Origin of the sequence: Streptomyces sp. NPDC057616 (assembly GCF_042800575.1) — a bacterium.
GTDB lineage: Bacteria > Actinomycetota > Actinomycetes > Streptomycetales > Streptomycetaceae > Streptomyces.
This window is the reverse complement of sequence record NZ_JBHVGU010000048.1, coordinates 45613-66363: the sequence shown is the minus strand read 5'-3', so window position 1 is coordinate 66363 and position 20751 is coordinate 45613. Positions and strand designations below refer to the sequence as shown.

Below are 20751 nucleotides of genomic sequence, written 5' to 3'. Positions count from 1 at the left end.
GGCCGGGCGGGCGCCGGGGCCCGGACGCCGCTGCGCGGAGGCGGGACGCGCGGGGCCGGGCACGCGGCGGCGCGGCGGCTGCCGTTGTCCAGAAGCGTCGGGCACTTCCGTCACCTGCCGGGAGTCGAGGTCGTCGGGGTGGGCAGGGCCGCCGGGGTGGTCGCCTGCTCGGGGAGGGCCGCCGGGGTGGTCGCCTGGGCCGGGAGCGCGGCCGGTGTCGTCGCCTGGGCGGGGAGGTCCGTGGGCGTCGCGGACGCGCCGGGTTCCGGCGTGGCCGCGAGGGCCTCGGGCGGGAGCAGCACGAGCGGCCTGTCGGCGGCGGACTGCTCGGCGGCGGCCGAGGGCACGCCCCGCACGGTGCCGTTGGGGTTCAGGAAGGCGGGGTCGCCGCCGGGGACCATGCCGAGCTCGTGGGCGCGGCGCTGGAGGGCCTCCGGCGCGGAGTAGGAGTCGATGTCGCGCTGGAGCGCCTGTTCCTGGTCGGTGAGGTTCTTGGTGTCCTTCTGCAGGTCGTCCAGCCGGAACGAGCCTTCGCTGACCGCGGAGTTCAGCACCAGCAGCCCGATCAGACCGCCGCCCAGGAGCAGCACGACGAGCAGGACGAAGGGGGTGCGGGCGGCCTGCCCGCGGCCCGCGGGTCCCGGGAAGAGCCGTGCGAGACGAGCGGCCCGCCCCCTCAGTTCGGGTTTCCTACTCACACCGCCTCCAGTGAGTCCGGTTTCCCAACTCGCTCACTCCCCCGCCCCTTCGACGCGTCGGCTCACTCGGCGTCCTCCCTGATGCGCTGAGCCCCGCGCAGCCGGGCGGGTGCCGCCCGCCGGTTCTCGGCGACCTCTTCCTCGGTGGGAAGTTCGGCACCACGGGTGAGCAGCTTGAGCCGGGGCTGGTAGCGCTCGGGCACGACGGGCAGCCCGGGCGGCGCGGTGGTGGCGGCGCCGGCCGCGAACACCTGCTTGACCAGGCGGTCCTCGAGCGAGTGGTACGACAGCACGGCGATCCGCCCGCCCAGGTCGAGCGCCTTCACCGCGGCCGGGATCGCCCGCTCCAGGACGGAGAGCTCGCCGTTGACCTCGATGCGCAGGGCCTGGAAGGTGCGCTTGGCCGGGTTGCCGCCGGTGCGCTTGGCGGCCTGCGGCAGCGCGTCCCGGATGAGCTCGACCAGCCGCGCGCTGTTGCCGAACGGCTCCTTCTCGCGCTCGCGCACGATCGCGGAGACGATCCGCTTGGCCTGCTTCTCCTCGCCGTACGCCCGCAGGATCCGTACGAGTTCGCCCGCCGGGTAGGTGTTCAGGACCTCGGCGGCACTCATGCCCGCCGTCTGGTCCATGCGCATGTCGAGCGGGGCGTCCTGGGCGTAGGCGAAGCCGCGGCCGGCCTCGTCGAGCTGCATGGAGGAGACGCCGAGGTCGAACAGGACGCCCTGCACGCGCGCGATGCCGAGGCGCTCCAGGACGTCGGGGAGCTCGTCGTAGACGGCGTGCACCAGGGTGGCCCGCTCACCGAAGGGGGCCAGCCGCTCACCCGACAGGCGCAGCGCCTCCTTGTCACGGTCGAGGGCGACGAGCCGGGCCTCGGGGAACTGCTGCAGCAGGGCCTCGCTGTGGCCGCCGAGGCCCAGAGTGCAGTCGACGACCACCGCTCCCGGCCGCTGCAGGGCGGGGGCCAACAGGTCCAGGCACCGCTGGAGCATCACCGGGACGTGTCGACTCTGGCTCAAGGGGCCCTCTCAGATCCGGCACGGCCGTACGCACCGCCGGGTCCCCGCCCGCTCGAGAAGGGGAGGCCTGCCGGCGCCGGAAGCGTCAGCCGACCGGGAGCGGGAGGAGGCCGAGCCGTACGTACGCGCCGCGCGCGTGGGGAGGCCGTCCGCGCGTCTGGCCTCCGGGAATGTCAGTCCAGCAGGGAGAGCCTCGCCTCCCGCTTCGCGTCACTTTAGTCCACGGTGTCCCGCGGTCAATCAACCGGCCTGCGCGTCGCGCGGCAGGATGAGTGCGATGCGGCGAATCAGGGAAAATCACCCGCACGGAACGGACTCCGCACCCATGTGGGGTACCTCACAACAGGAGTGTGATGACACCCTTTCCCCGCCCCCACACCGCGACCGGATCACATCTGACCAGTACCGTCATAGGTATGACGACTTCCGCATCCGTTCCCACCGAGTCCGAAGGCGCCATACGCGGCGGCACCGTCACCGACCGCCTCGTCGAGGCGAACGAACGGTACGCATCCGCCTTCACCGACCCCGGCATGGACGCCCGCCCGGTCCTGCATGTCGCCGTCGTGGCCTGCATGGACGCCCGTATCGACCTGCACAAGGCCCTCGGCCTGCAGCTCGGCGACTGCCACACCATCCGCAACGCGGGCGGCGTGGTCACCGACGACGTGATCCGCTCGCTCACCATCAGCCAGCGCAAGCTCGGCACCCGCAGCGTGGTGCTCATCCACCACACCGGCTGCGGCATGGAGACGATCACCGAGGACTTCCGCACCGAGCTGGAGGAGGAAGTCGGCCAGCGTCCCGCGTGGGCGGCCGAGGCCTTCGCCGACGTCGACCAGGACGTACGGCAGTCCATGCAGCGTGTGCGGACGTCGCCGTTCCTGCAGCACACCGACGACGTCCGGGGATTCGTCTTCGACGTGCGGACGGGCCTGCTGCGCGAGATCGACCCCGCCTGACCGCCACCCGGCCCTTCTCGTTTTTCGCAAAACCCGCGCATGCTGGAGCCCAAGCGTCGTAAAACCCGACATATCGCAGCCAGTTGTCCACAGTCGAGTGACACGAATCGGTAACGGCAGCAAGAATGCGGGTGTGACGTCACGCGGAACTCTTCACGCCGCGTGGTGTCCGTGTTTCGGGGTGGGCCGGTCCGCATCGCAGAGCGACGGCCCGGAGAAAGAAACGGGCCGAGGAGGGCCGGGTGACGACCTATGACGATCGAGCGAGCCTCACTGATCTGACTGCCACTGTGGAGAGGGTCCGCAGTTCGGTGGAAGGAGTGATCGAGGGCAAGCCCGAGGTCGTACGGCTTTCGCTGACCGTACTGCTCGCCGAGGGACATCTTCTGATCGAGGATGTCCCCGGCGTGGGCAAGACCATGCTCGCCAAAGCGCTGGCCCGGTCCATCGACTGTTCGGTGCGGCGCATCCAGTTCACCCCCGACCTGCTGCCCTCGGACATCACCGGTGTCTCGATCTGGGACCAGCAGCGCCGGGACTTCGAGTTCAAGCCGGGGGCGATCTTCGCGCAGATCGTGATCGGCGACGAGATCAACCGCGCCTCGCCCAAGACGCAGTCGGCACTGCTGGAGTCGATGGAGGAGCGCCAGGTCACCATCGACGGGCAGACCTACGAGCTGCCCAGCCCCTTCATGGTGGTGGCCACGCAGAACCCGGTCGAGATGGAGGGCACCTATCCGCTGCCCGAGGCCCAGCGCGACCGCTTCATGGCCCGGGTCTCGGTGGGCTATCCCAGCGTGGAGGCAGAGCTGCAGATGCTCGACGTGCACGGCGGCGTCTCGCCGCTGGAGGACCTCCAGCCGGTGGCCCACGCGCACGACATCGTGAAGCTGATCGAGGCGGTCCGCGGCGTCCACGTGGCGGACACGGTCCGCCGGTACGCGGTGGACCTGGTCGCCGCCACCCGCACCCATCCCGACCTCAGACTCGGCGCCTCCCCGCGCGCGACGCTGCATCTGCTGCGCGCGGCGAAGGCAGCCGCAGCCCTGAGCGGCCGGGAGTACGCGCTGCCGGACGACGTGCAGACGCTCGCCGTCGCCGTCCTGGCCCACCGTCTGCTGCCCACCGCCCAGGCCCAGCTCAACCGCCGCACCTCGGAGCAGGTCGTGCAGGAGATCCTGCAGCGCACCCCGGTCCCGGCGGCGCCCCAGCAGCAGACCGGCTTCGGCGGACTGGGCCGCGGCGCTCCGTCCTACCCCCAGCAACCGCCGCGGAGGCTGTGATGTCCTTCGGCGGGACGGCGCAGCCGGACGCCGACCGGGGCGATAAGGGCGGTCTGCGCACCGCGCTGGCCGGTCTGACCACCCGCGGACGCTCCTTCCTGGCGGCCGGCATCGCGGCCGCCGTCTGCGCCTACGTACTGGGGCAGAGCGATCTGCTGCGGGTCGGCCTGCTGCTGGCCGTCCTGCCCCTGGTCTGCGCGCTGTTCCTGTACCGCACGCGCTACCGGGTGGCCGGCAGCCGCCGCCTGTCCCCCGGCCGCGTGCCCGCCGGCAGCGAGGCCCGCGTCCATCTGCGGATGGACAACGTCTCGCGGCTGCCCACGGGCCTGCTGATGCTCCAGGACCGGGTGCCGTACGTGCTCGGCCCGCGCCCCCGGTTCGTGCTGGACCGGGTGGAGCCGGGCGGCCGCCGCGAGGTGTCCTACCGGGTCCGCTCCGACCTGCGCGGCCGGTATCCGCTCGGCCCGCTGCAGCTGCGCCTGACCGACCCGTTCGGGATGTGCGAGCTGACCCGGTCCTTCTCGACGTACGACACCCTGACGGTGATCCCGCGCGTGGAGGCGCTGCCTCCGGTGCGGCTGGCCGGCGAGGCCAAGGGCTACGGCGACGGGCGGCAGCGCTCGCTCGCGCTGGCCGGCGAGGACGACGTGATCCCGCGCGGCTACCGCTACGGCGACGACCTGCGCCGCGTCCACTGGCGTTCCACCGCGCGCTACGGCGAGCTGATGGTGCGCCGCGAGGAGCAGCCCCAGCGCGCCCGCTGCACGGTGCTGCTCGACACCCGGGGCGTCGCCTTCGAGGGCGCGGGCCCGGACTCGGCCTTCGAGTGGGCCGTCTCGGGCGCGGCGTCCGTGCTGGTCCACATGCTCGAACGGGGCTTCTCGGTACGGCTGCTGACGGACACCGGCAACTCGGTGCCCGGCGAGGGCTCCGACGGCTTCGCGGGCGCGAGCCAGGAGACGGCCGACTCGGCCGGGCTGATGATGGACACCCTCGCGGTGGTCGACCACTCGGACGGCACGGGCCTGTCGCGGGCCTACGACGTGCTGCGAGGCGGGAACGAAGGGCTCCTGGTGGCCTTCTTCGGCGACCTGGACGAGGAGCAGGCCGCAGTGGCCGCCAAGATGCGCCAGCGCAGCGGGGGCGCGGTCGCCTTCGTGCTGGACACCGGCGCCTGGATGCGGGAACCCAGCGATGTGGCCGGGGCGTTGGACCAGCATGGGGAGCGGCTGCGGATGCTGCGGGAGGCGGGCTGGACGGCCCTGAGCGTGCCGCGGGGCGCCGCGCTGAGCGAGCTGTGGCGGCTGGCGGACCGTGAGCGCACGGGCCTCGCCGCGACGACGGGGACGAGCCGTGAGGGGGCGGGCTCATGAGCGGGCGGGCACGACTGGCGCTGTGCGCCTGGGCGGCCACGCTGATGGCCTCCTGCGCCCTGCTGCCCCTGGTGACCCCCGCCACCTGGATCCTGCAGGCGGCCGTCCTGCTGGGCGTGCAGACGGGCGTCGGCGCGGTGACCCGCCGGGTGCCGCTGGCGCGTCCGCTGACGATCGCGGCACAGGCCCTGGTCACGCTGATGCTGCTGACGCTGGTCTTCGCCCGGCAGCAGGCCCTGGCCGGGATCGTGCCGGGCCCCGAGGCGTTCCGTCACCTCTCCGACCTGCTCCGGCAGGGAGGCGACGACATCGCGCGGTACGCGATCCCGGCGCCCCTGGAGTCCGACGGCATCCGGCTGATGCTCCTGGGCGGGGTCATGCTGATCGGCCTCGCGGTGGACACCCTCGCGGTGACCTTCCGCAGCGCGGCCCCGGCCGGACTGCCCCTGCTCGCGCTGTACTCCGTCGCGGCGGGCCTGTCCGACGGCGGCGCCGACTGGCTGTGGTTCCTGGTCGCGGCGGGCGGCTATCTCATGCTGCTGCTGGCCGAGGGCCGTGAGCGGCTCTCCCAGTGGGGCCGGGTGTTCGCCGGCGCGGCACGCTCGCCCGGCGGGGAGCCGGGCGCGGTGGCGCCGGTCCGCACCGGCCGGCGCATCGGGGTGGTCGCGCTGGGCGTCGCCCTGGTGGTGCCGCTGGCCCTGCCCGCGATGAACGGCGGCCTGCTGGACGCCACGGGCACGGGCGTGGGCAACGGCAACGGCGGGGGCGGCACGATCTCCGCGGTCAACCCCTTGGTCTCGCTGCGCGACAGTCTGAACGTGGACGAGGACCGCCAGGTCATGTCCCTGAAGTCGAACAGCAACGACATCTCGAACCTGTACATCCGGATCGTCTCCCTGGACGACTTCGACGGCAGCACCTGGCGGCCCTCCAAGCGGCATGTCACCGGCGTGCCGGACAACTTCCCGACCCCGTCCGGCCTCGGCGCGGACGTCAAGCGGGCGGAGATCGAGACCCGTATCTCGGCCGCCGACTGGTACGCCCAGGACTGGCTGCCGATGCCGTACCCGCCGAGCGGCGTGGACGTCCCGGGCAAGTGGCGCTACGAGCCGGTGGGCATGACGCTGGTCGGCGACCACGGCGAGACCACACGTGGCAAGACGTACCTGGTCAAGAGCCTCGACGTGCAGCCGACGGCGGAGCAGCTCGCGGACGCGCCGGCGCCGCCCGCCGCCATCAAGCGGGACTACACCAAGCTGCCCGACTCGGTACCCGCGGTGGTCGCGAAGACCGCCCGCCAGGTGACCCAGGGGGCGAGCACCCACTACGACCAGGCGGTCAAGCTCCAGGACTGGTTCTCGGTGAACGGCGGCTTCCAGTACAGCACCCAGGTGCAGGTCGGCAGCGGCCCGCAGGCGATCGCCCGCTTCCTGAAGGACAAGGAGGGCTTCTGCGTCCACTTCTCCTTCGCGATGGCGGCGATGGCCCGCAGCCTGGGCATCCCGGCCCGGGTCGCGGTGGGCTTCGCGCCGGGCACGCCGCAGGCGGACGGCTCGGTGTCGGTGGGCCTGAAGGACGCCCACGCCTGGCCCGAGCTGTACTTCGAGGGCGTGGGCTGGACCCGCTTCGAGCCCACCCCGAACCGGGGCGTGGCGCCCTCGTACACGCAGACGGACACGCCGGGCAGCAGCCTCCCCGACGTCTCGCGGCCCTCGCAGTCGGCGGGTTCGGTGGCCTCGTCCGCTCCGTCGGCGAGCACGAGCTGCTCGGCCGAGGACAAGAAACTCCAGGCCTGCGCGGGCGCGCTGCCGGTCGACACGGCCAAGCCGCACGACGCCGGTCTCGCCTGGTACAAGATCGCCGGCTGGGCGCTGCTCGGGCTCCTCGTGCTCGCCCTGCCGCTGCTGCCCATGATGTGGCGGGTGCGACGGCGCTCGGTGCGACTGGCCTCGGCCCAGCACTCCGCGTCCGGGCGGGCGCCGGCCCGGCGGGGCGGCAGAGCCCGCGGACCGGGCACAGGGGCCGCGGACGACCTGGATGTGACGGCCCTGCCGGTCGAGGCCTCGGCCCCTTACGCCGCCGAGGCGGCCGCGAGCCATGTCCTCGCCGTCTGGCGCGAGCTCACGGACACCGCCTGGGACTACGGCATCGTGCCGGACGACGCGCTGACCCCGCGGAAGGCGGCCGCGCGCATCGTGCGGCTCGGGCAGCTGGACCCGGCCACGGCCGACTCCGTGCACCGGGTGGCGAGCGCGGTGGAACAGGTGCTGTTCGCGCCGGAGCCGCACGCCGAGCCGGGCCTCGCGGACGACGTGCGCAGGATGCGGGTGGCGCTGCGGTCCAAGGTCAGCAGGACCACCCGGGTGCGGGCGGTCGTGGCACCCCGTTCGGCCGTCCGGGCGGCGTGGGAGCTCATGGACCGCTGGACGGCGGTCAAGGCCCGCATGGCCGGGCGCTGGTCGGCCCTGGCGGGGCTGGTGCGACGGCCCTCGGGGCAGCAGAGCGGGTGACGGGAGCGCGCCGGCCTCGGCGCGCGGCCCGTCCCGCGGGCACAGGTGAGGGGGTGACCACCCGCCGGGTGGTCACCCCCTCACCTACGTGGTCGAGGTGTCAGTGGCCCTGTTCGTCTCGCCGGCGCTGCCAGCGCTGCTCGATCCGGTCCATCATCGAGCGCTTCTGCCGTCCCTGACGGCGCGCGTGCGGGGCACCGGCGGCGGGCTGTTCGCCCGGCTTGGGAGCCTTGCGCCAGCCGGTCACGGCGAGCACGGCGCACCCCAGCATGACCAGGAAGCCCACCACGCTGAGCCACACCTGCTTGGCGACCATTCCAGCCATGAGGAGCGCGATACCCACGAGGAAGCCCGCGACCGCCTGGTAGACCCGTCGCCGGGTGTACGTACGCAGCCCGCTTCCCTCAAGCGCTGTCGCGAACTTGGGATCTTCGGCATACAGCGCTCGCTCCATTTGCTCGAGCATGCGCTGCTCGTGCTCCGAGAGCGGCACGGAGTCCTCCTCATCGTGCAGTCGCCGGGGCGACCCGGGGGGTCCCTTCAGGATAGGCAGGGAATCGCCCCCGTGAAACCCGCCCCTCTGCGCCAATTGACCAACCGGTGTCCGCCATGCACGCCCCGGCTCGTTGAATCCTGCATTCCCCAACGGCCGACCCGTCATGCCGGGCGGTCTCCCTCGATCATACGGCGCTGAGCGTCCGATCGGGGGGCCTGTGGCGTACTCCATGTGCGGCCAAGTCCCTGATCAGCGGCGCACCGCAGGAGGCGGCTCAGGCCCCGGTGGCCCCCTGCGTCTCGCCCAGCACGTGGAGCTGGGTCGCCACGGAGTGGAAGGCGGGGGACTGGGCCGCCGCCTCCTCCAGCTTCAGCAGCGCCTCCAGGGCGCCGGGCTCGGTGTCCACCAGGACGCCCGGGACGAGGTCGGCGAAGACCCGTACGCCGTGCACCGCGCCGACCCTGAGACCGGCCTGCTCGACGAGCGCGGAGAGCTGCTCGGCGGTGAAGCGGCGCGGCACGGGGTCGCCCTCGCCCCAGCGGCCGTCCGGGTTCTCGAGGGCCTGCCGGGCCTCCTTGAAGTGGCCGGCCAGCGCGCGCGCGAGCACGGCGCCGCCGAGGCCCGCCGCGAGCAGGCTGAGGACGCCCTCGGACCGCAGCGCGGCCACGGCGTTGCGCACGCCCTCGGCCGGGTCGTCGACGTACTCCAGGACGCCGTGGCACAGCACCGCGTCGTAGCCGCCGCGCTCGACCACGTCGAAGAGGCCGTGGGCGTCGCCCTGGACGCCCTTCACCCGGTCGGCGACGTCGGCCTCGGCGGCGCGGCGCTCCAGCGCGAAGAGCGCGTTCGGGCTGGGGTCGACGACGGTGACCCGGTGGCCGAGCCGTGCGACGGGCACCGCGAAGTTGCCGCTGCCGCCCCCGGTGTCGAGGACGTCCAGCGACTCCCGCCCCGTGGACTTGACCCGGCGTTCGAGGGCCTCCTGGAGGACCTCCCAGACCACGGCGGTACGGAGAGAGGCTCGGGGGCGCATCGGGTCCGACACGGCAGTTGACTCCTCGGCGCGGCACCGCCCCTTGCACGGCGGAGCGAACGGGGTGCCTCCCCGGCCCGGACGCGGGAGGGAAGGCTTCAGGCGCCTTCCACCCTATGGCCTCCGGTGCCCCGCCTGGTCACTGCGGTGGCGTGCCCCGCCGAACGTCTCGTACGGCGGACGCCCTCATCCGGTGTCCGGTAAGTCGCGGTCACTCTCCGCCTCGGTGTGCGGGTGGTCGGCGTCCTGGCGCGGCTGCGGCAGGACGGGCTGGAGGACGAGCATCCGCTCGACGAGGCGCAGGAACATCGCCACGTCCCGTATCAGGTCGTCGGCGTCGCGGCGGCTGGCCGCGCCCTGGATGCCGGCCTCGGCGCGGGCGCGGCGCCGGGCCCCGGAGGCGAACAGCACGCTCCACTCGGTCAGTTCGGGCGCGATCTCGGGGAGCACTTCCCAGGCGCTCCGGATGCGGGCACGCCGTCGGGACGACGGCTCCGGGCGCCCTCGCGCCGCGAGCACCGCGGCGGCCGTGCGCAGCGCTGCGAGGTGGGCCGTGGCATAGCGCTCGTTCGGTGTCTCGAGGACGGCTGCCTCGTCCAGCCCGGCGCGGGCCTGGGCGAGCAGGTCGAGGGCGGCGGGCGGGGCCGTGGTCCGGCGGAGCACGGGGTGGACGTCGCTCGCCGGACCGGTCAGTGAGGGGGCAGGGCCGGTGGCGCGGCGCCGACGGGCGGCTGCTGCGTGGTGTGTGGCCATGACGATCCTCCTGTCGTCTGCGTGACGGCTCTGTGGCCGTATGTGTCCATCGTGCGGTATGCCACTGACAATCCGTTCTGACCTGCGGCTTTGCTTCGATCGAAGGTTCGGGATAGTTTTTGCACTGACCAGTCAGTTCAAAAAGCAGGGTGGGGGGAACCGTGTCCGGTGTGGGTGTCACTGCCCGCGGGCTAGGACTCGAGGGGCCGCGTGGCTGGGCCTTCCGCGATGTCACGTTCGCGGCGGAGCCAGGCTCGCTGATCGCGATCGAGGGGCCGTCGGGGTCCGGCCGTACCTGTCTGCTGCTCGCGCTCACGGGGCGAATGCGGCCGACCGCGGGCGAGGCCATGGTCGGCGAGCGCAGGCTGCCCAAGCAGATGGCGGCCGTGCGGCGGATCAGCGGTCTCGCGCACGTCGCCGGGGTCGCCGAGCTGGAGCCGGCCCTGACCGTGGCCGAGCACCTGCACGAACGGGCGCTGCTGCAGCGGCGGTTCGGCGACTCGCTGCGTGGGCTGCTGCGGCCGCGCGCCGAGCGGGTGGCCGAGGCGAAGCTGCGGATCGACACCGCGCTGACCGCCGCGGGCCTGGACCGGGAGTCGCTGCCCAAGGGCACGCGGACGGTCGTACGCGATCTCGAACGCATGGAGGCGCTGCGGCTGTCCCTCGCGCTCGCGCTGCTCGGCCGGCCCCGGCTGCTCGCCGTCGACGACACCGACCTGAAGCTCTCGGATGCCGAACGGGACGAGGTCTGGGCGCTGTTGAGGTCGGTCGCCGAGTCCGGCACGACGGTCGTGGCGGTATGCAGCGAGGCCCCCGAGGGCGCCGTCGTCGTCACCACGGGAAAGGAGAAGGCCGATGCGCTCGCCGAAACTGGCCGCGCTTGAGCTCAGGCGGTTCGCCCGGGGCAGGCTGCCCAGGGCCGCCCTGGTGGCGCTCCTGGTGCTGCCGCTGCTGTACGGCGCGCTGTACCTGTGGTCGTTCTGGGACCCGTACGGCCGCCTGGACCGCATCCCGGTGGCCCTCGTCAACGACGACAAGGGGGCGAGCGCCGACGGGAAGCGGATCGCGGCGGGCGACGACCTCACCAAGGGGCTGCGGGACAGCGACGTCTTCGACTGGCACGAGGTGAGTGCCGAGCAGGCACGCGCGGGCGTGGAGGACGGCACGTACTACCTGTCGCTGACCATGCCGGCCGACTTCAGCAGGCGGATCGCGTCCAGCGCGGGCGACTCCCCGGAGACGGGCGCGCTCCAGGTGCGCACCAACGACGCGAACAACTACATCGTCGGGCAGATCTCGCGCACGGTGTTCAGCGAGGTGCGCCAGGCCGCGTCCACCAAGGCCTCGCGGTCCTTCCTGGACAAGATCTTCATCTCGTTCTCCGACATCCACGGCGCGACGGTGAAGGCCGCCGACGGGGCGGACAAGCTCAACGGCGGGATCGGCAAGGCGGAGAAGGGCTCCAAGGACCTCGCCGACGGACTCCAGGACGCCAAGAGCGGCAGCGGCAAGCTCTCCAAGGGGCTGAAGAAGCTGAACTCGGGCGCGGGCGCCCTGGAGGACGGCTCGCAGCAGGTCGCGGCCGGCACCCGGACGCTCGCCGACAAGGTCAACGCCGTCGACCAGAAGGCCGGCCCGTTCCTGAAGGACAACGAGAAGACCATCGGGGACACCGCCCGGCTGGTCGCCGACTCCTCCAAGGCGATCCGCCACAACCTCGCCACCCTGGTCAGGACGGCCCCTGTGGCCGCCAAGGGCGCGCACAAGGCCTCGGCGGCGCTGGACGACATCTACCGGGTGCGCTGCGAGCAGCCCGTACTGCCGGACGCCGCATGCTCCGACCTGAAGAAGGCGAAGGAGGCCGCCGACGACGTGGCGACGATCGCCGACGACCTCAACACCCTGATCGGCGACCAGGACGGCGATCTGAAGAAGCTCGACCGGAACCTGGCCACCCTCCAGGGGCAGGCCGAGGCGCTGGCGAAGCGCGCGCCGCACCTGTCCGAGGACCTCGACGACGCCGTCTCCAAGGTCAACAAGCTGAACGACGGCGCCGGGAAGGTCGCAGCGGGCGCCAAGAAGCTGCACAAGGGGCTCGGCACGGCCTCGGGCGGCGCGGCCGACCTGGACGAGGGCGTCGGCAAGCTGAAGACCGGCGCCGAGGACCTCAACGGCGGCATGTTCAAGCTCGTCGACGGCTCGGGCAAGCTCGCGGGCGGGCTGCACGACGGCGCCGGGAAGATCCCGGACTACGACAAGAAGGACCGCGACCGGCGCACCGAGGTGATGGCCGACCCGGTCCACCTGGTCTCCAAGGACCTGCACAAGGCGCCCAACTACGGCACCGGGTTCGCCCCGTACTTCATCCCGCTGTCCCTGTGGGTGGGCGCGATGGTGGCGTACATGCTGATCGCGCCGATGAACCGGCGCGCGCTCGCCACCGGTGCCCCGGCCTGGCGGATCGCGCTCGCGGGCTGGCTGCCGGTGGTGGCGATCGGTGTGCTGCAGACGGTGGCGCTGATGGCGGTGCTGCACTGGGCGATCGGCCTGCAGATGGTGCGGGCGGCCGGCACGATCGGCTTCCTGTTCCTGGTGACGGCGTGCTTCGGGGCGATCGTGCAGTGGCTGAACGCACGCTTCGGAGCGGCGGGCCGGATCCTCGTCCTCGCCCTGCTGATGCTCCAGTTGACCTCCGCGGGCGGCACGTACCCCGTGCAGACGAGCCCGGGCTTCTTCAACGCGCTGCACCCCTTCCTGCCGATGAGCTACGTCGTGGAGGCCCTGCGGCGGCTCATCACGGGCGGCGGCCTGGGACCGGTGTGGCACGCGTGCGTGGTGCTCACCGCGTTCACCGCGGGCGCCCTCGCGCTCACCGCGCTGTCGGCCCGCCGCCGGCAGGTGTGGACCCTGGACCGGCTGCACCCGGAGCTGACGCTGTGAGCGCCGCGGTGCCGTCCGGGGCCACGGCTCCTGTGACAATCAGGGCCATGGAAAGCAGCAGCACCGCCTCGGGCGGCAGCACGCGCCGCGAGGCCACCCGGCAGAAGCTCTACGAGGCGGCCGTCACGCTCATCGCCGAGCAGGGCTTCTCCGCCACCACGGTGGACGAGATCGCCGAGCGGGCCGGGGTCGCGAAGGGCACCGTCTACTACAACTTCGCGAGCAAGTCCGTCCTCTTCGAGGAGCTGCTGCGGCACGGCGTCGGACTCCTCGCCGCCTCCCTCCGGGAGGCGGCCGAGAGGACGGCCAGGGACGGCGGGAGCAAGGTGGACGCCCTGGACGCGATGATCCGCGCCGGTCTCGTCTTCATCGACCGCTACCCCGCCTTCACCCAGCTCTACGTGGCCGAGATGTGGCGCACCAACCGCGCCTGGCAGTCGACCCTGATGGTGGTCAGGCAGCAGGCGGTCTCGGTCGTCGAGGACGTGCTGCGCGAGGGCGTGGCGAACGGCGAGTTCAGCGACGAGATCGACGTACCGCTGACCGCGTCGGCACTGGTCGGCATGGTGCTGGTGGCCGCGCTGGACTGGCAGTCCTTCCAGCCGGAGCGGTCCCTGGACGACGTGCACGCGGCGCTGTCCCGGCTGCTCCAGGGACGCGTGAGCGGGCCCGGCCGCCGCTGAGCACCCGTCCCGGTCGCTGATCCCTCCTCAGGGCCGCCCAGCACGGCAGGAGGACAGAGACGGCACGGACGACGAAAGCGCCGGTCCGATGTGGCCGCGTCCCCCGCGGGCCACCTCGAACCGGCGCCTTCTCGTGCTCCCCCGTTTCACTTCCCCCGTTGGGCCCCCGTTCTCGGTCGTTCCCCCGGGTTCCCCCGTGTCTCGCTCCCGCCGACGCGCGGCCGGCGGAAGGAGCGGATCGTGGGCGGCTCCGTTCCGGCGCCCCGTGTCGCCGGTGCCGGAGCCAAGCCCCTTTCCGTGTCTCCACTGTCTCGTTCGCGCAGGTCGCAGCCCATCCGCGCGGCTACTCATCTCCGTCACTAGGTACGGATACTCAGCCCTGCGCACTCACCCCCAGGACGCTCCGTTGCCGACTGGTTACCAGCGCGCCCGCGTCCGTACTCCCCCGGCGGTTCCGCTGAGGCGGACCGCGCCGTCCGTGACTGTCGGTGGCGGTCGATAAAGTCGCAGGCATGGGACGGATTGCGGTGATCGGCGCCGGGACGGGCGCGATGGCGGCCGCCGCCCGGCTGGCCGTCGCGGGCCACCGGGTGACGGTGTACGAGCGTGCGCAGACGTACGGCGGTTCGGTGCGCCGCGTCGAGCGGGACGGCTTCGCCTTCGACACCGGTCCCGGGCTGCTGACCCTGCCCGCCGTCTGGCGCGATCTCTTCGTCAAGACCGGCAAGGAGCCGCTGGAGGAGTGCGTCGAGCTGGTCCAGGTCGATCCGTCCTCACGGCACGTGTTCGCGGACGGCACCGGGGCCGCGCTGCCCAACGCGTCGCGCGCGGGCGTCGTCGCCGCGCTGGACGAGGCGCTCGGATCCGGCGCCGGCGGCCGCTGGGGCGACTTCCTGGTGCGGGCCCGCGAGGCCTGGGACCGCACCCGCCGCCCGCTCCTGGAGGAGCCCCTGTGGCCCAACTGGCCGGTGCTGGCGGACCGCGAGCCCTATCCGGCGGTCCCGCACAAGCGGCTGCTGCGCACCCGGCAGGCGGCCACGCTCGCCGAGATCGGCGCCTGGGAGCTGCGCGACCCCCGGCTCGCCGCGCTCCTGGACAGCCACGCGCTCGCGTACGGCCTCGATCCGCGCACCGCCCCCGCGAGCGCCGCCGTGCTGCCGTACATGGAGCACGCCTTCGGCACCTGGTACGTCCGCGGCGGCATGCGGGAGCTGGCGCGCGCGGTGTACGAGCGGTGCCTGGCCCGCAGGGTCGAGTTCCGCTTCGGCGCCGAGGTGACGGGCGTGCTGGAGAAGGACGGCCGGGCGGCGGGTGTGGAGCTGGCGGACGGCGCGCCGGCGGAGGCGGACCACGTGGTCGCCGGTGTGCGTCCCGCCCGTCTGCGCCAGCTGACGCAGCACCGGCTCGACGACGAGGGCGACGTACGGCCCGGCACCGGCGCCCGTCCCGGGCGGTTCACCGTGCTGCTGGCGCTGCGCGGCGCGCGGGAGGCCGGCGCGGTGCATCGCACGATCGTCCACGCCCCGGACCGTACGGCCGAGCTGGACGCCCTCGGCTCCCCGTCCCCCGAGCTCGTCCGGCCCACCGTGACCGTGCTGCGGCCGGACGACCCGGCGCTGCGGCCGGACGGCGACCACGAGTCGGTGGTCCTTTCCGCGGTGGTCCCGCCTGACGGCGACCGGGACCAGCCCGGAGGGCGCGAAGCCCTCGCGGGCGAGCTCGTCGCCGCGGCGGAGGCGGCGATACCAGGGCTGCGGGAGCGGATCGTGTGGCGCGAGGAGGCGGAGTCCGGCTTCGGCGGGGTGTCCGCGCCGTCGCTGGCCGCCGGGGGCGGGCGCTTCCTGCACCCGGCCAACACCACCCGCCTGCCGGGGCTGTACCGGGTCGGCGGCTGGGCCCATCCCGGCGGCGGCCTCGCGCACGCAGGCATGTCCGGCGCGCTGGTGGCCGGACTCATCGTGGAGGGACCGGAGTTCAGAGGCTCGCAGTGAGCCTCGTCCGTTGAGTTGAGTGGGTGGAGGAGTGCGGGGGCGAAGGGCGCTCAGAAGCGGTACTGCTCGTCGAACCCGTTCCCCTGGGTCTGCCCCTGGCCGTTGCCCTGGTAGGGGTAGGGCTGCTCCGGCGGGAGCTCGCCGCCATAGGTCTCGTCGGTGCGCTGCTGCGGGACCCACACCCCGCCGGACGGGGTCTCGCCGCCGTAGCCCTGCTGGCCGTACTGCTGCTGGTCCTGGCCGTAGCCCTGCTGGCCGTACTGCTGCGCGTAGCCGGTGTCGTAGCCGCCGCCGTAGGTCTGCGTGCCGATGTACGGGTCGGAGTAGGCGGCGTACTGCTGCTGGCCACTGGTGTCGTAGCCGTACTGCTGCTGGTCGTAGCCCGAGTAGTCGTAGGCGTAGGCCTGGTCGGCGCCCTGGGCGGCCGCCGCGTACTGGTCCTGGGCCTGGCCCGCGCCGGCGTAGGCGGCGTTGTCGTAGATGCCGTACGAACCGGTGTCGTCGGGCATGGGCTGCGGCTCGTACACCGTGGTGCTCTCGGCGGCCGTGGGCTGGGCCTGGTGAGCCGGGGTGAAGACGTCGTCGCGGTCGTAGTCGTCGTCGTTGTAGGCGACGTTCTCGCGGGTGTAGGCGGCCCGCTCGTCGTATCCGCCGTCGCCCGCCTCGAGGTCGGAGACCTCCAGGGTCGGGTCCTGGTGCTCCACCCTGCCGCGGCGCCGCTTGCTGCCGTCCTCGCCCTCGGGGCGCTTGACCGCCCAGCCCGACGAGAAGCCGCGGCGGAAGGAGAGGGTGACGTAGGTCTGGCCGACCGCGAACGCGGCCGCGCCCAGTCCGATGACGATCACCGAGGGGATCAGCACCCCGATGACGACACCCAGGAATCCCGCGAACGCAAGCAGCCGCCAGCGCAGCCGCGCCTTGTACTGCAGCAGTACTTCACCGAGCAGCCACAGTGCGACGATGCCGAACGCGATATAGAGGACCGTCCAGCCCATGTACGCCCCTCTCCCAGTCGCCGCTACGCAGTGTGTCGTACTCCGGTGCGGCCGGTCTAGGCCTGCGGGGGGTGGTGCAGGCCCAGGTTCTCGTAGATTTCCAGCGTGGCCGTGGAGTTGTTGAGCGTGATGAAGTGCAGACCGGGCACTCCCTCGGCCAGCAGCCGTGCGCAGAACTCCGTGGCGAATTCAATGCCAATGGAGCGTACAGCCGCCGGATCGTCTTTTGCTGTGAGGATTCGCTCTTTCAGGACGGACGGGATGTGGGCGTTGCTGAGCTGTGGCAACCGTTCCAGCATCTTCACACTCGTCACCGGCATCACTTCGGGGATGACGGGCGTCTCGCAGCCGGCCCCGGAGACGCGGTCGCGCAGCCGCAGGTAGGACTCCGGCTGGAAGAACATCTGCGTGATCGCGTAGTCGGCGCCCGCCCGGCACTTGTCCACGAAGTGCGAGACGTCCGTGTCCCAGTCGCCGGAGCGCGGGTGCATCTCCGGGAAGGCCGCGACGCCCACGCAGAAGTCGCCGGACTCCTTGATGAGCTGGACGAGGTCCGCCGCGTAGGCGAGGCCCTTCGGGTGCGGCACCCAGTCGCCCATGGGGTCGCCGGGCGGGTCGCCGCGCACGGCGAGCATGTTGCGGATCCCGGCGTCGGCGTACTGGCCGATGATGTTGCGCAGTTCGGCGACGGAGTGGTTGACCGCGGTGAGGTGGGCGACCGGCGTCAGCGTGGTGTCGGCGACGATCTGCTCGGTCTCCTTGACCGTGCCCGCGCGCGTGGAGCCGCCGGCGCCGTACGTCACGGAGACGAAGTCGGGAGCCACCGCCTCGACCCTGCGCAGCGCGCTCCACAGGTTCCGCTCGCCCTTGGGCGTCTTGGGCGCCGAGAACTCGAAGGAGTACGTCGTCTTGCCCGTGGCGAGCATGTCGCGCACGGTGCGTGCGCGATCAGTCCTTGTGGATGCGGTTCCGAGGGCCATACTCGCAGGTTAACCAGGGGGCGACGGTCCCCCAACCGAACGCGGGATTTTTACCCGAATTGTCGACTTGCTGTCCACGCCTCGGACAGTCGGCGCGCTCGGGGGCCGGTCGGGGCGCTCAGGGACGGCCAGGGCGCTCAGACCTGCCGCAGCCGCTTGGCGAACTCCGCCGCCGCGGCACCCGGGTCCGCCGCCTCGGTGATCGCGCGGACGACGACGACCCGGCGGGCTCCGGCGTCCAGCACCTGGTCGAGGTTGGCGAGGTCGATGCCGCCGATGGCGAACCAGGGGCGGTCGGTGCCGAGGGAGGCGGTGTACCGGACCAGGTCGAGGCCGGGGGCGTGGCGGCCCGGCTTGGTCGGGGTCGGCCAGCAGGGTCCGGTGCAGAAGTAGTCGACGCCCACCTGGACGGCGGCCGCGGCGGCCTCGGACTCCGCGTGCGTCGAGCGGCCGACGAGGACGTCGCCGCCGAGGATCGCGCGGGCCGCGGGGACCGGGAGGTCGCCCTGGCCCAGGTGGAGAACGTCCGCGCCGGCCGCGTGCGCGACGTCGGCCCGGTCGTTGACCGCGAGCAGCCTGCCGTGGCGGGCGCAGGCGTCGGCGAAGACCTCGAGGTGCTCCAGCTCCTCGCCGGCCTCCATGCCCTTGTCGCGCAGCTGCACGATGTCGACACCGCCCGCCAGCACGGCGTCCAGGAACTGCGGCAGATCACCCTGGCGCCTGCGCGCGTCCGTGCAGAGGTAGACGCGGGCGTCGGCGAGGCGGGCGCGTGCGGTGGCTGCGGTGCCGGGCATGTGGGTGTCCCCCGTTGTCGGTGGCGTACGGGCCGCGAGCCCGCGGGAAGCTTCGGTGCTGCGGCCGCAGTGAACCACGGCCGCGGCCCGCGCGGACCCCGGCCCGTACGCCGGACGGTGTTCGGATCAGCGAGTTCGGCTCAGACGGCGAGCGCCTGGGCGCGGCGCTTCACCTCCGTGCCTCGATTCTCGCTGAGGGCCTGGGCGGGGGTGCCCGGCAGGCTCTCGTCGGGAGTGAAGAGCCACTCGAGCATCTCCTCGTCCGTGAAGCCGTCGTCGCGCAGGAGCGTCAGGGTGCCGCTGAGGCCCTTGACGACCTTGTTCCCGTCGATGAAGGCGGCGGGGACGTGCAGTGCGCGGTTCTCACCACGGCGTACGGCGATGAGCTGGCCCTCCTTGACCAGCTGCCGCACTCGCGTCACCTCGACATCGAGCATCTCTGCGATGTCGGGGAGGGTGAGCCAGGCGGGGACGAGAGCATCGATCTTTGCGTCAATCTCGGTCACGGAATCAAGCCTGCCATCCCGCACTGACAGTCGGAAGCCAGGCTGGCCCGACCCGGGGGTCGCGCGTTACGCCGTGGCGGCCTTCAGGGGCCGGGCCGGGTCGCCGATGCGCTCGGCGTCCATCGGTGTGCCGGCCTCGATCAGCCGTCTGCCCTGCGCCAGGTCCCGGGGCCGGCCGACCGCGAGCAGGCCGACCAGACGGCCCTCGCGCAGCCAGCAGACGGACCAGGCGGGCCCGGCCGGGTCGCCGCGCCACAGGGTCGTGTCGGCGGAGGCGTGGTGACCGGCGTACTGGACGAAACGGCCGAACTGCTCGGACCAGAAGTACGGGACGGGGTCGTAGACGGCCGGCGGCACCCCGGTGCTGCCGCCGACGATGTTCTCGGCGACCGTCCGCGGCCCCTGGAGGGCGTTGTCCCAGTGGTGGACGAGCAGGCGCTCGCCGTAGCGCCCCGACGGGAAGGAGGCGCAGTCGCCGACGGCGTAGACGTCCGGTGCCGAGGTGCGCAGATGGGCGTCGGCGACGACCTCGTGGTGCCTGCCGAGCTCGATGCCGGAGCCGCTCAGCCAGGCCGTGGCGGGGCGGGCGCCGATGCCGACCACGACCGCGCCCGCGGGCAGCCGCGAGCCGTCGTCGAGGACGACCGCGCCGGGCTCGACGCGCTCCACGCGCGCGTGGGTGCGCAGTTCGACACCGGCGTCGGCGTACCAGCGGGCCATCGGCGCGGCCACCTCGGCGGGCAGGGCGCCGGCGAGCGGCCGGTCCGCCGCCTCGACGACGGTCACCGCGCAGCCCGCCTCGCGTGCGGCCGTGGCGAACTCGGCGCCGATCCAGCCCGCGCCGACCACCACGATGTCGTGCTGCCGGGCGAGGACGGGCCGCAGCCGCTCGGCGTCGTCCAGGGTGCGCAGCAGATGTACGCCGGGGACGCCCTCGGCGCCCGGCAGCCGAATCGGTTCGGCACCGGTGGCGAGCACGAGGACGTCGTACCGGACGGGACCGGCCTCGGTGTCCAGCTCGTGCTCGGCGGGGCGCAGGCCCAGCACCTCGCACCCGAGCTGAAGCTCGATGCCGAGCGCCTCGAAGTCGACGTCGAAGGCGGAGCCCTCGGACTTGCCGAGCAGGACGGCCTTGGAGAGCGGGGGCCGGTCGTAGGGCTGGTGGGGCTCGGCGCCGATCAGGGTCACGCGGCCGGTGAAGCCCTGCTCGCGCAGCGCCACCGCGGACTGCACACCGGCCATGCCCGCACCCACCACGACCACGCGCCGCGAGGGCGATCCACCCGTCTCCTGCGTCTGCTCGCTCACCTGATCACCCTAGCCAACTGACAAAATGTCAGTCAGCAGTCGTGCTCACTCAGTGACCTGCTCCACAACGCTGGTGCCGCTGCCGCTCTGCGACTCCCACTCCCAGGTCTCCTCCAGCCGCACGCGCCCGTCCGGCAGCTCCACCACCGTGGACACGCAGTGCCCCGAGGACGTCGTCCCGTCGCGCTTGAGCTGCACGTACCGGAAGTCCAGCCGGTCGCCGTCCCGGGTACCCACCAGATGGCCCCGTACGACGTCCCCGCCCGCGTACGCGGCCCAGATCTCGCCGTCCTTCTCGTGGTACGTGAACCGGGTCCGCGTACCCACCTGACCTGGGGCCTGGTCGGCGACAGGGGCGAGGACGAGTCCGTCCAGCGAGCGGGGCATGGCGGGAGGCTCCCTTACAGAGGCGCGGAGGGTCGGGCTA

The 20751-nt window shown here is 72.8% G+C and carries 19 protein-coding genes; 8 read left to right on the top strand and 11 right to left on the bottom strand.

Going from position 1 to position 20751, the window contains the following annotated elements; all coding sequences use genetic code 11:
* Nucleotides 1-110: 110 nt before the first annotated feature.
* Together ACFU97_RS40070 and rsmH are read right to left on the bottom strand one after the other, a co-directional pair.
* On the bottom strand, nt 111-698 hold the full coding sequence (locus tag ACFU97_RS40070; RefSeq protein WP_384266592.1) for a septum formation initiator family protein: 588 nt from the start codon (nt 696-698) through the stop codon (nt 111-113).
* Between the two features lie 62 nt (nt 699-760).
* Nucleotides 761-1717, bottom strand: coding sequence for a 16S rRNA (cytosine(1402)-N(4))-methyltransferase RsmH (gene rsmH, locus ACFU97_RS40065; protein WP_384266589.1), 957 nt, complete (start codon nt 1715-1717; stop codon nt 761-763).
* 416 nt (nt 1718-2133) lie between these two features.
* On the opposite strand from rsmH, the gene ACFU97_RS40060 reads away from it, so the two are divergent.
* The 4 genes from ACFU97_RS40060 to ACFU97_RS40045 all read left to right on the top strand — a co-directional run bounded on the left by ACFU97_RS40060 (nt 2134) and on the right by ACFU97_RS40045 (nt 7845).
* Nucleotides 2134-2679: a beta-class carbonic anhydrase gene (locus tag ACFU97_RS40060; protein WP_384266587.1), complete on the top strand. Its 546-nt coding sequence runs from the start codon at nt 2134-2136 to the stop codon at nt 2677-2679.
* Nucleotides 2680-2921: 242 nt separating this feature from the next.
* Nucleotides 2922-3962: an AAA family ATPase gene (locus ACFU97_RS40055; RefSeq protein ID WP_384266584.1), complete on the top strand. Its 1041-nt coding sequence runs from the start codon at nt 2922-2924 to the stop codon at nt 3960-3962.
* Nucleotides 3962-5335, top strand: a complete 1374-nt coding sequence (locus ACFU97_RS40050; protein ID WP_384266582.1) for a DUF58 domain-containing protein — start codon at nt 3962-3964, stop codon at nt 5333-5335. The genes ACFU97_RS40055 and ACFU97_RS40050 overlap by 1 nt, the downstream gene beginning before the upstream one ends.
* Nucleotides 5332-7845, top strand: coding sequence for a DUF3488 and DUF4129 domain-containing transglutaminase family protein (locus ACFU97_RS40045; RefSeq protein WP_384266580.1), 2514 nt, complete (start codon nt 5332-5334; stop codon nt 7843-7845). The genes ACFU97_RS40050 and ACFU97_RS40045 overlap by 4 nt, the downstream gene beginning before the upstream one ends.
* A gap of 100 nt (nt 7846-7945) precedes the next feature.
* On the opposite strand, the gene ACFU97_RS40040 is transcribed toward ACFU97_RS40045, so the two are convergent.
* From ACFU97_RS40040 to ACFU97_RS40030, 3 genes are all read right to left on the bottom strand, one after another.
* Nucleotides 7946-8338 carry a DUF3040 domain-containing protein gene (locus tag ACFU97_RS40040; protein WP_232648209.1) on the bottom strand — a complete coding sequence of 131 codons (393 nt, stop codon included), beginning with the start codon at nt 8336-8338 and terminating at the stop codon, nt 7946-7948.
* A 277-nt stretch (nt 8339-8615) separates the two neighbouring features.
* A complete protein-coding gene (locus ACFU97_RS40035; RefSeq protein WP_384266578.1) occupies nt 8616-9386 on the bottom strand; it encodes a methyltransferase in 771 nt (256 codons plus the stop codon).
* Nucleotides 9387-9560: 174 nt separating this feature from the next.
* On the bottom strand, nt 9561-10127 hold the full coding sequence (locus tag ACFU97_RS40030) for an SAV_6107 family HEPN domain-containing protein (protein WP_384266576.1): 567 nt from the start codon (nt 10125-10127) through the stop codon (nt 9561-9563).
* Nucleotides 10128-10288: 161 nt separating this feature from the next.
* On the opposite strand from ACFU97_RS40030, the gene ACFU97_RS40025 reads away from it, so the two are divergent.
* The 4 genes from ACFU97_RS40025 to ACFU97_RS40010 all read left to right on the top strand — a co-directional run bounded on the left by ACFU97_RS40025 (nt 10289) and on the right by ACFU97_RS40010 (nt 15741).
* Complete coding sequence (locus ACFU97_RS40025; RefSeq protein WP_384266574.1) at nt 10289-11011, top strand: ATP-binding cassette domain-containing protein; 723 nt, start codon at nt 10289-10291, stop codon at nt 11009-11011.
* Nucleotides 10983-13067 carry a YhgE/Pip family protein gene (locus ACFU97_RS40020; protein ID WP_384266571.1) on the top strand — a complete coding sequence of 695 codons (2085 nt, stop codon included), beginning with the start codon at nt 10983-10985 and terminating at the stop codon, nt 13065-13067. Before ACFU97_RS40025 ends, ACFU97_RS40020 begins: the two co-directional genes overlap by 29 nt.
* Before the next feature lie 47 nt (nt 13068-13114).
* Nucleotides 13115-13750 (top strand): TetR/AcrR family transcriptional regulator, encoded by a 636-nt coding sequence (locus ACFU97_RS40015; RefSeq protein WP_384266570.1) that lies wholly within the window; start codon nt 13115-13117, stop codon nt 13748-13750.
* Between the two features lie 512 nt (nt 13751-14262).
* Nucleotides 14263-15741 carry a phytoene desaturase family protein gene (locus ACFU97_RS40010; RefSeq protein WP_384266568.1) on the top strand — a complete coding sequence of 493 codons (1479 nt, stop codon included), beginning with the start codon at nt 14263-14265 and terminating at the stop codon, nt 15739-15741.
* A 50-nt stretch (nt 15742-15791) separates the two neighbouring features.
* Here ACFU97_RS40010 and ACFU97_RS40005 read toward each other — a convergent pair whose 3' ends face one another.
* The 6 genes from ACFU97_RS40005 to ACFU97_RS39980 form a co-directional block, all read right to left on the bottom strand.
* Entirely contained in the window at nt 15792-16736 is a 945-nt protein-coding gene (locus ACFU97_RS40005) for a hypothetical protein (protein ID WP_384266566.1), read from the bottom strand.
* Between the two features lie 56 nt (nt 16737-16792).
* Nucleotides 16793-17716, bottom strand: coding sequence for a methylenetetrahydrofolate reductase [NAD(P)H] (gene metF / locus ACFU97_RS40000; RefSeq protein ID WP_384266564.1), 924 nt, complete (start codon nt 17714-17716; stop codon nt 16793-16795).
* Nucleotides 17717-17853: 137 nt separating this feature from the next.
* The gene (gene thiE, locus ACFU97_RS39995; RefSeq protein ID WP_384266562.1) at nt 17854-18510 is read right to left on the bottom strand and encodes a thiamine phosphate synthase; all 657 of its coding nucleotides are present in this window, start codon (nt 18508-18510) and stop codon (nt 17854-17856) included.
* 140 nt (nt 18511-18650) lie between these two features.
* Nucleotides 18651-19016 (bottom strand): Rv2175c family DNA-binding protein, encoded by a 366-nt coding sequence (locus ACFU97_RS39990; protein WP_384266560.1) that lies wholly within the window; start codon nt 19014-19016, stop codon nt 18651-18653.
* Between the two features lie 66 nt (nt 19017-19082).
* Entirely contained in the window at nt 19083-20324 is a 1242-nt protein-coding gene (locus tag ACFU97_RS39985) for an NAD(P)/FAD-dependent oxidoreductase (protein WP_384266557.1), read from the bottom strand.
* 45 nt (nt 20325-20369) lie between these two features.
* On the bottom strand, nt 20370-20711 hold the full coding sequence (locus tag ACFU97_RS39980) for a hypothetical protein (RefSeq protein ID WP_384266555.1): 342 nt from the start codon (nt 20709-20711) through the stop codon (nt 20370-20372).
* Nucleotides 20712-20751 lie beyond the last annotated feature (40 nt).

Coding starts and splice junctions, on each gene's coding strand:
- ACFU97_RS40060 (WP_384266587.1), top strand. CDS start 2,134: ATGACGACTTCCGCATCCGTTCCCACCGAGTCCGAAGGCGCCATACGC.
- ACFU97_RS40050 (WP_384266582.1), top strand. CDS start 3,962: ATGTCCTTCGGCGGGACGGCGCAGCCGGACGCCGACCGGGGCGATAAG.
- ACFU97_RS40045 (WP_384266580.1), top strand. CDS start 5,332: ATGAGCGGGCGGGCACGACTGGCGCTGTGCGCCTGGGCGGCCACGCTG.
- ACFU97_RS40030 (WP_384266576.1), bottom strand. CDS start 10,127: ATGGCCACACACCACGCAGCAGCCGCCCGTCGGCGCCGCGCCACCGGC.
- ACFU97_RS40020 (WP_384266571.1), top strand. CDS start 10,983: ATGCGCTCGCCGAAACTGGCCGCGCTTGAGCTCAGGCGGTTCGCCCGG.
- ACFU97_RS40015 (WP_384266570.1), top strand. CDS start 13,115: ATGGAAAGCAGCAGCACCGCCTCGGGCGGCAGCACGCGCCGCGAGGCC.
- ACFU97_RS40010 (WP_384266568.1), top strand. CDS start 14,263: ATGGGACGGATTGCGGTGATCGGCGCCGGGACGGGCGCGATGGCGGCC.
- ACFU97_RS40005 (WP_384266566.1), bottom strand. CDS start 16,736: ATGGGCTGGACGGTCCTCTATATCGCGTTCGGCATCGTCGCACTGTGG.
- metF (WP_384266564.1), bottom strand. CDS start 17,716: ATGGCCCTCGGAACCGCATCCACAAGGACTGATCGCGCACGCACCGTG.
- thiE (WP_384266562.1), bottom strand. CDS start 18,510: ATGCCCGGCACCGCAGCCACCGCACGCGCCCGCCTCGCCGACGCCCGC.
- ACFU97_RS39980 (WP_384266555.1), bottom strand. CDS start 20,711: ATGCCCCGCTCGCTGGACGGACTCGTCCTCGCCCCTGTCGCCGACCAG.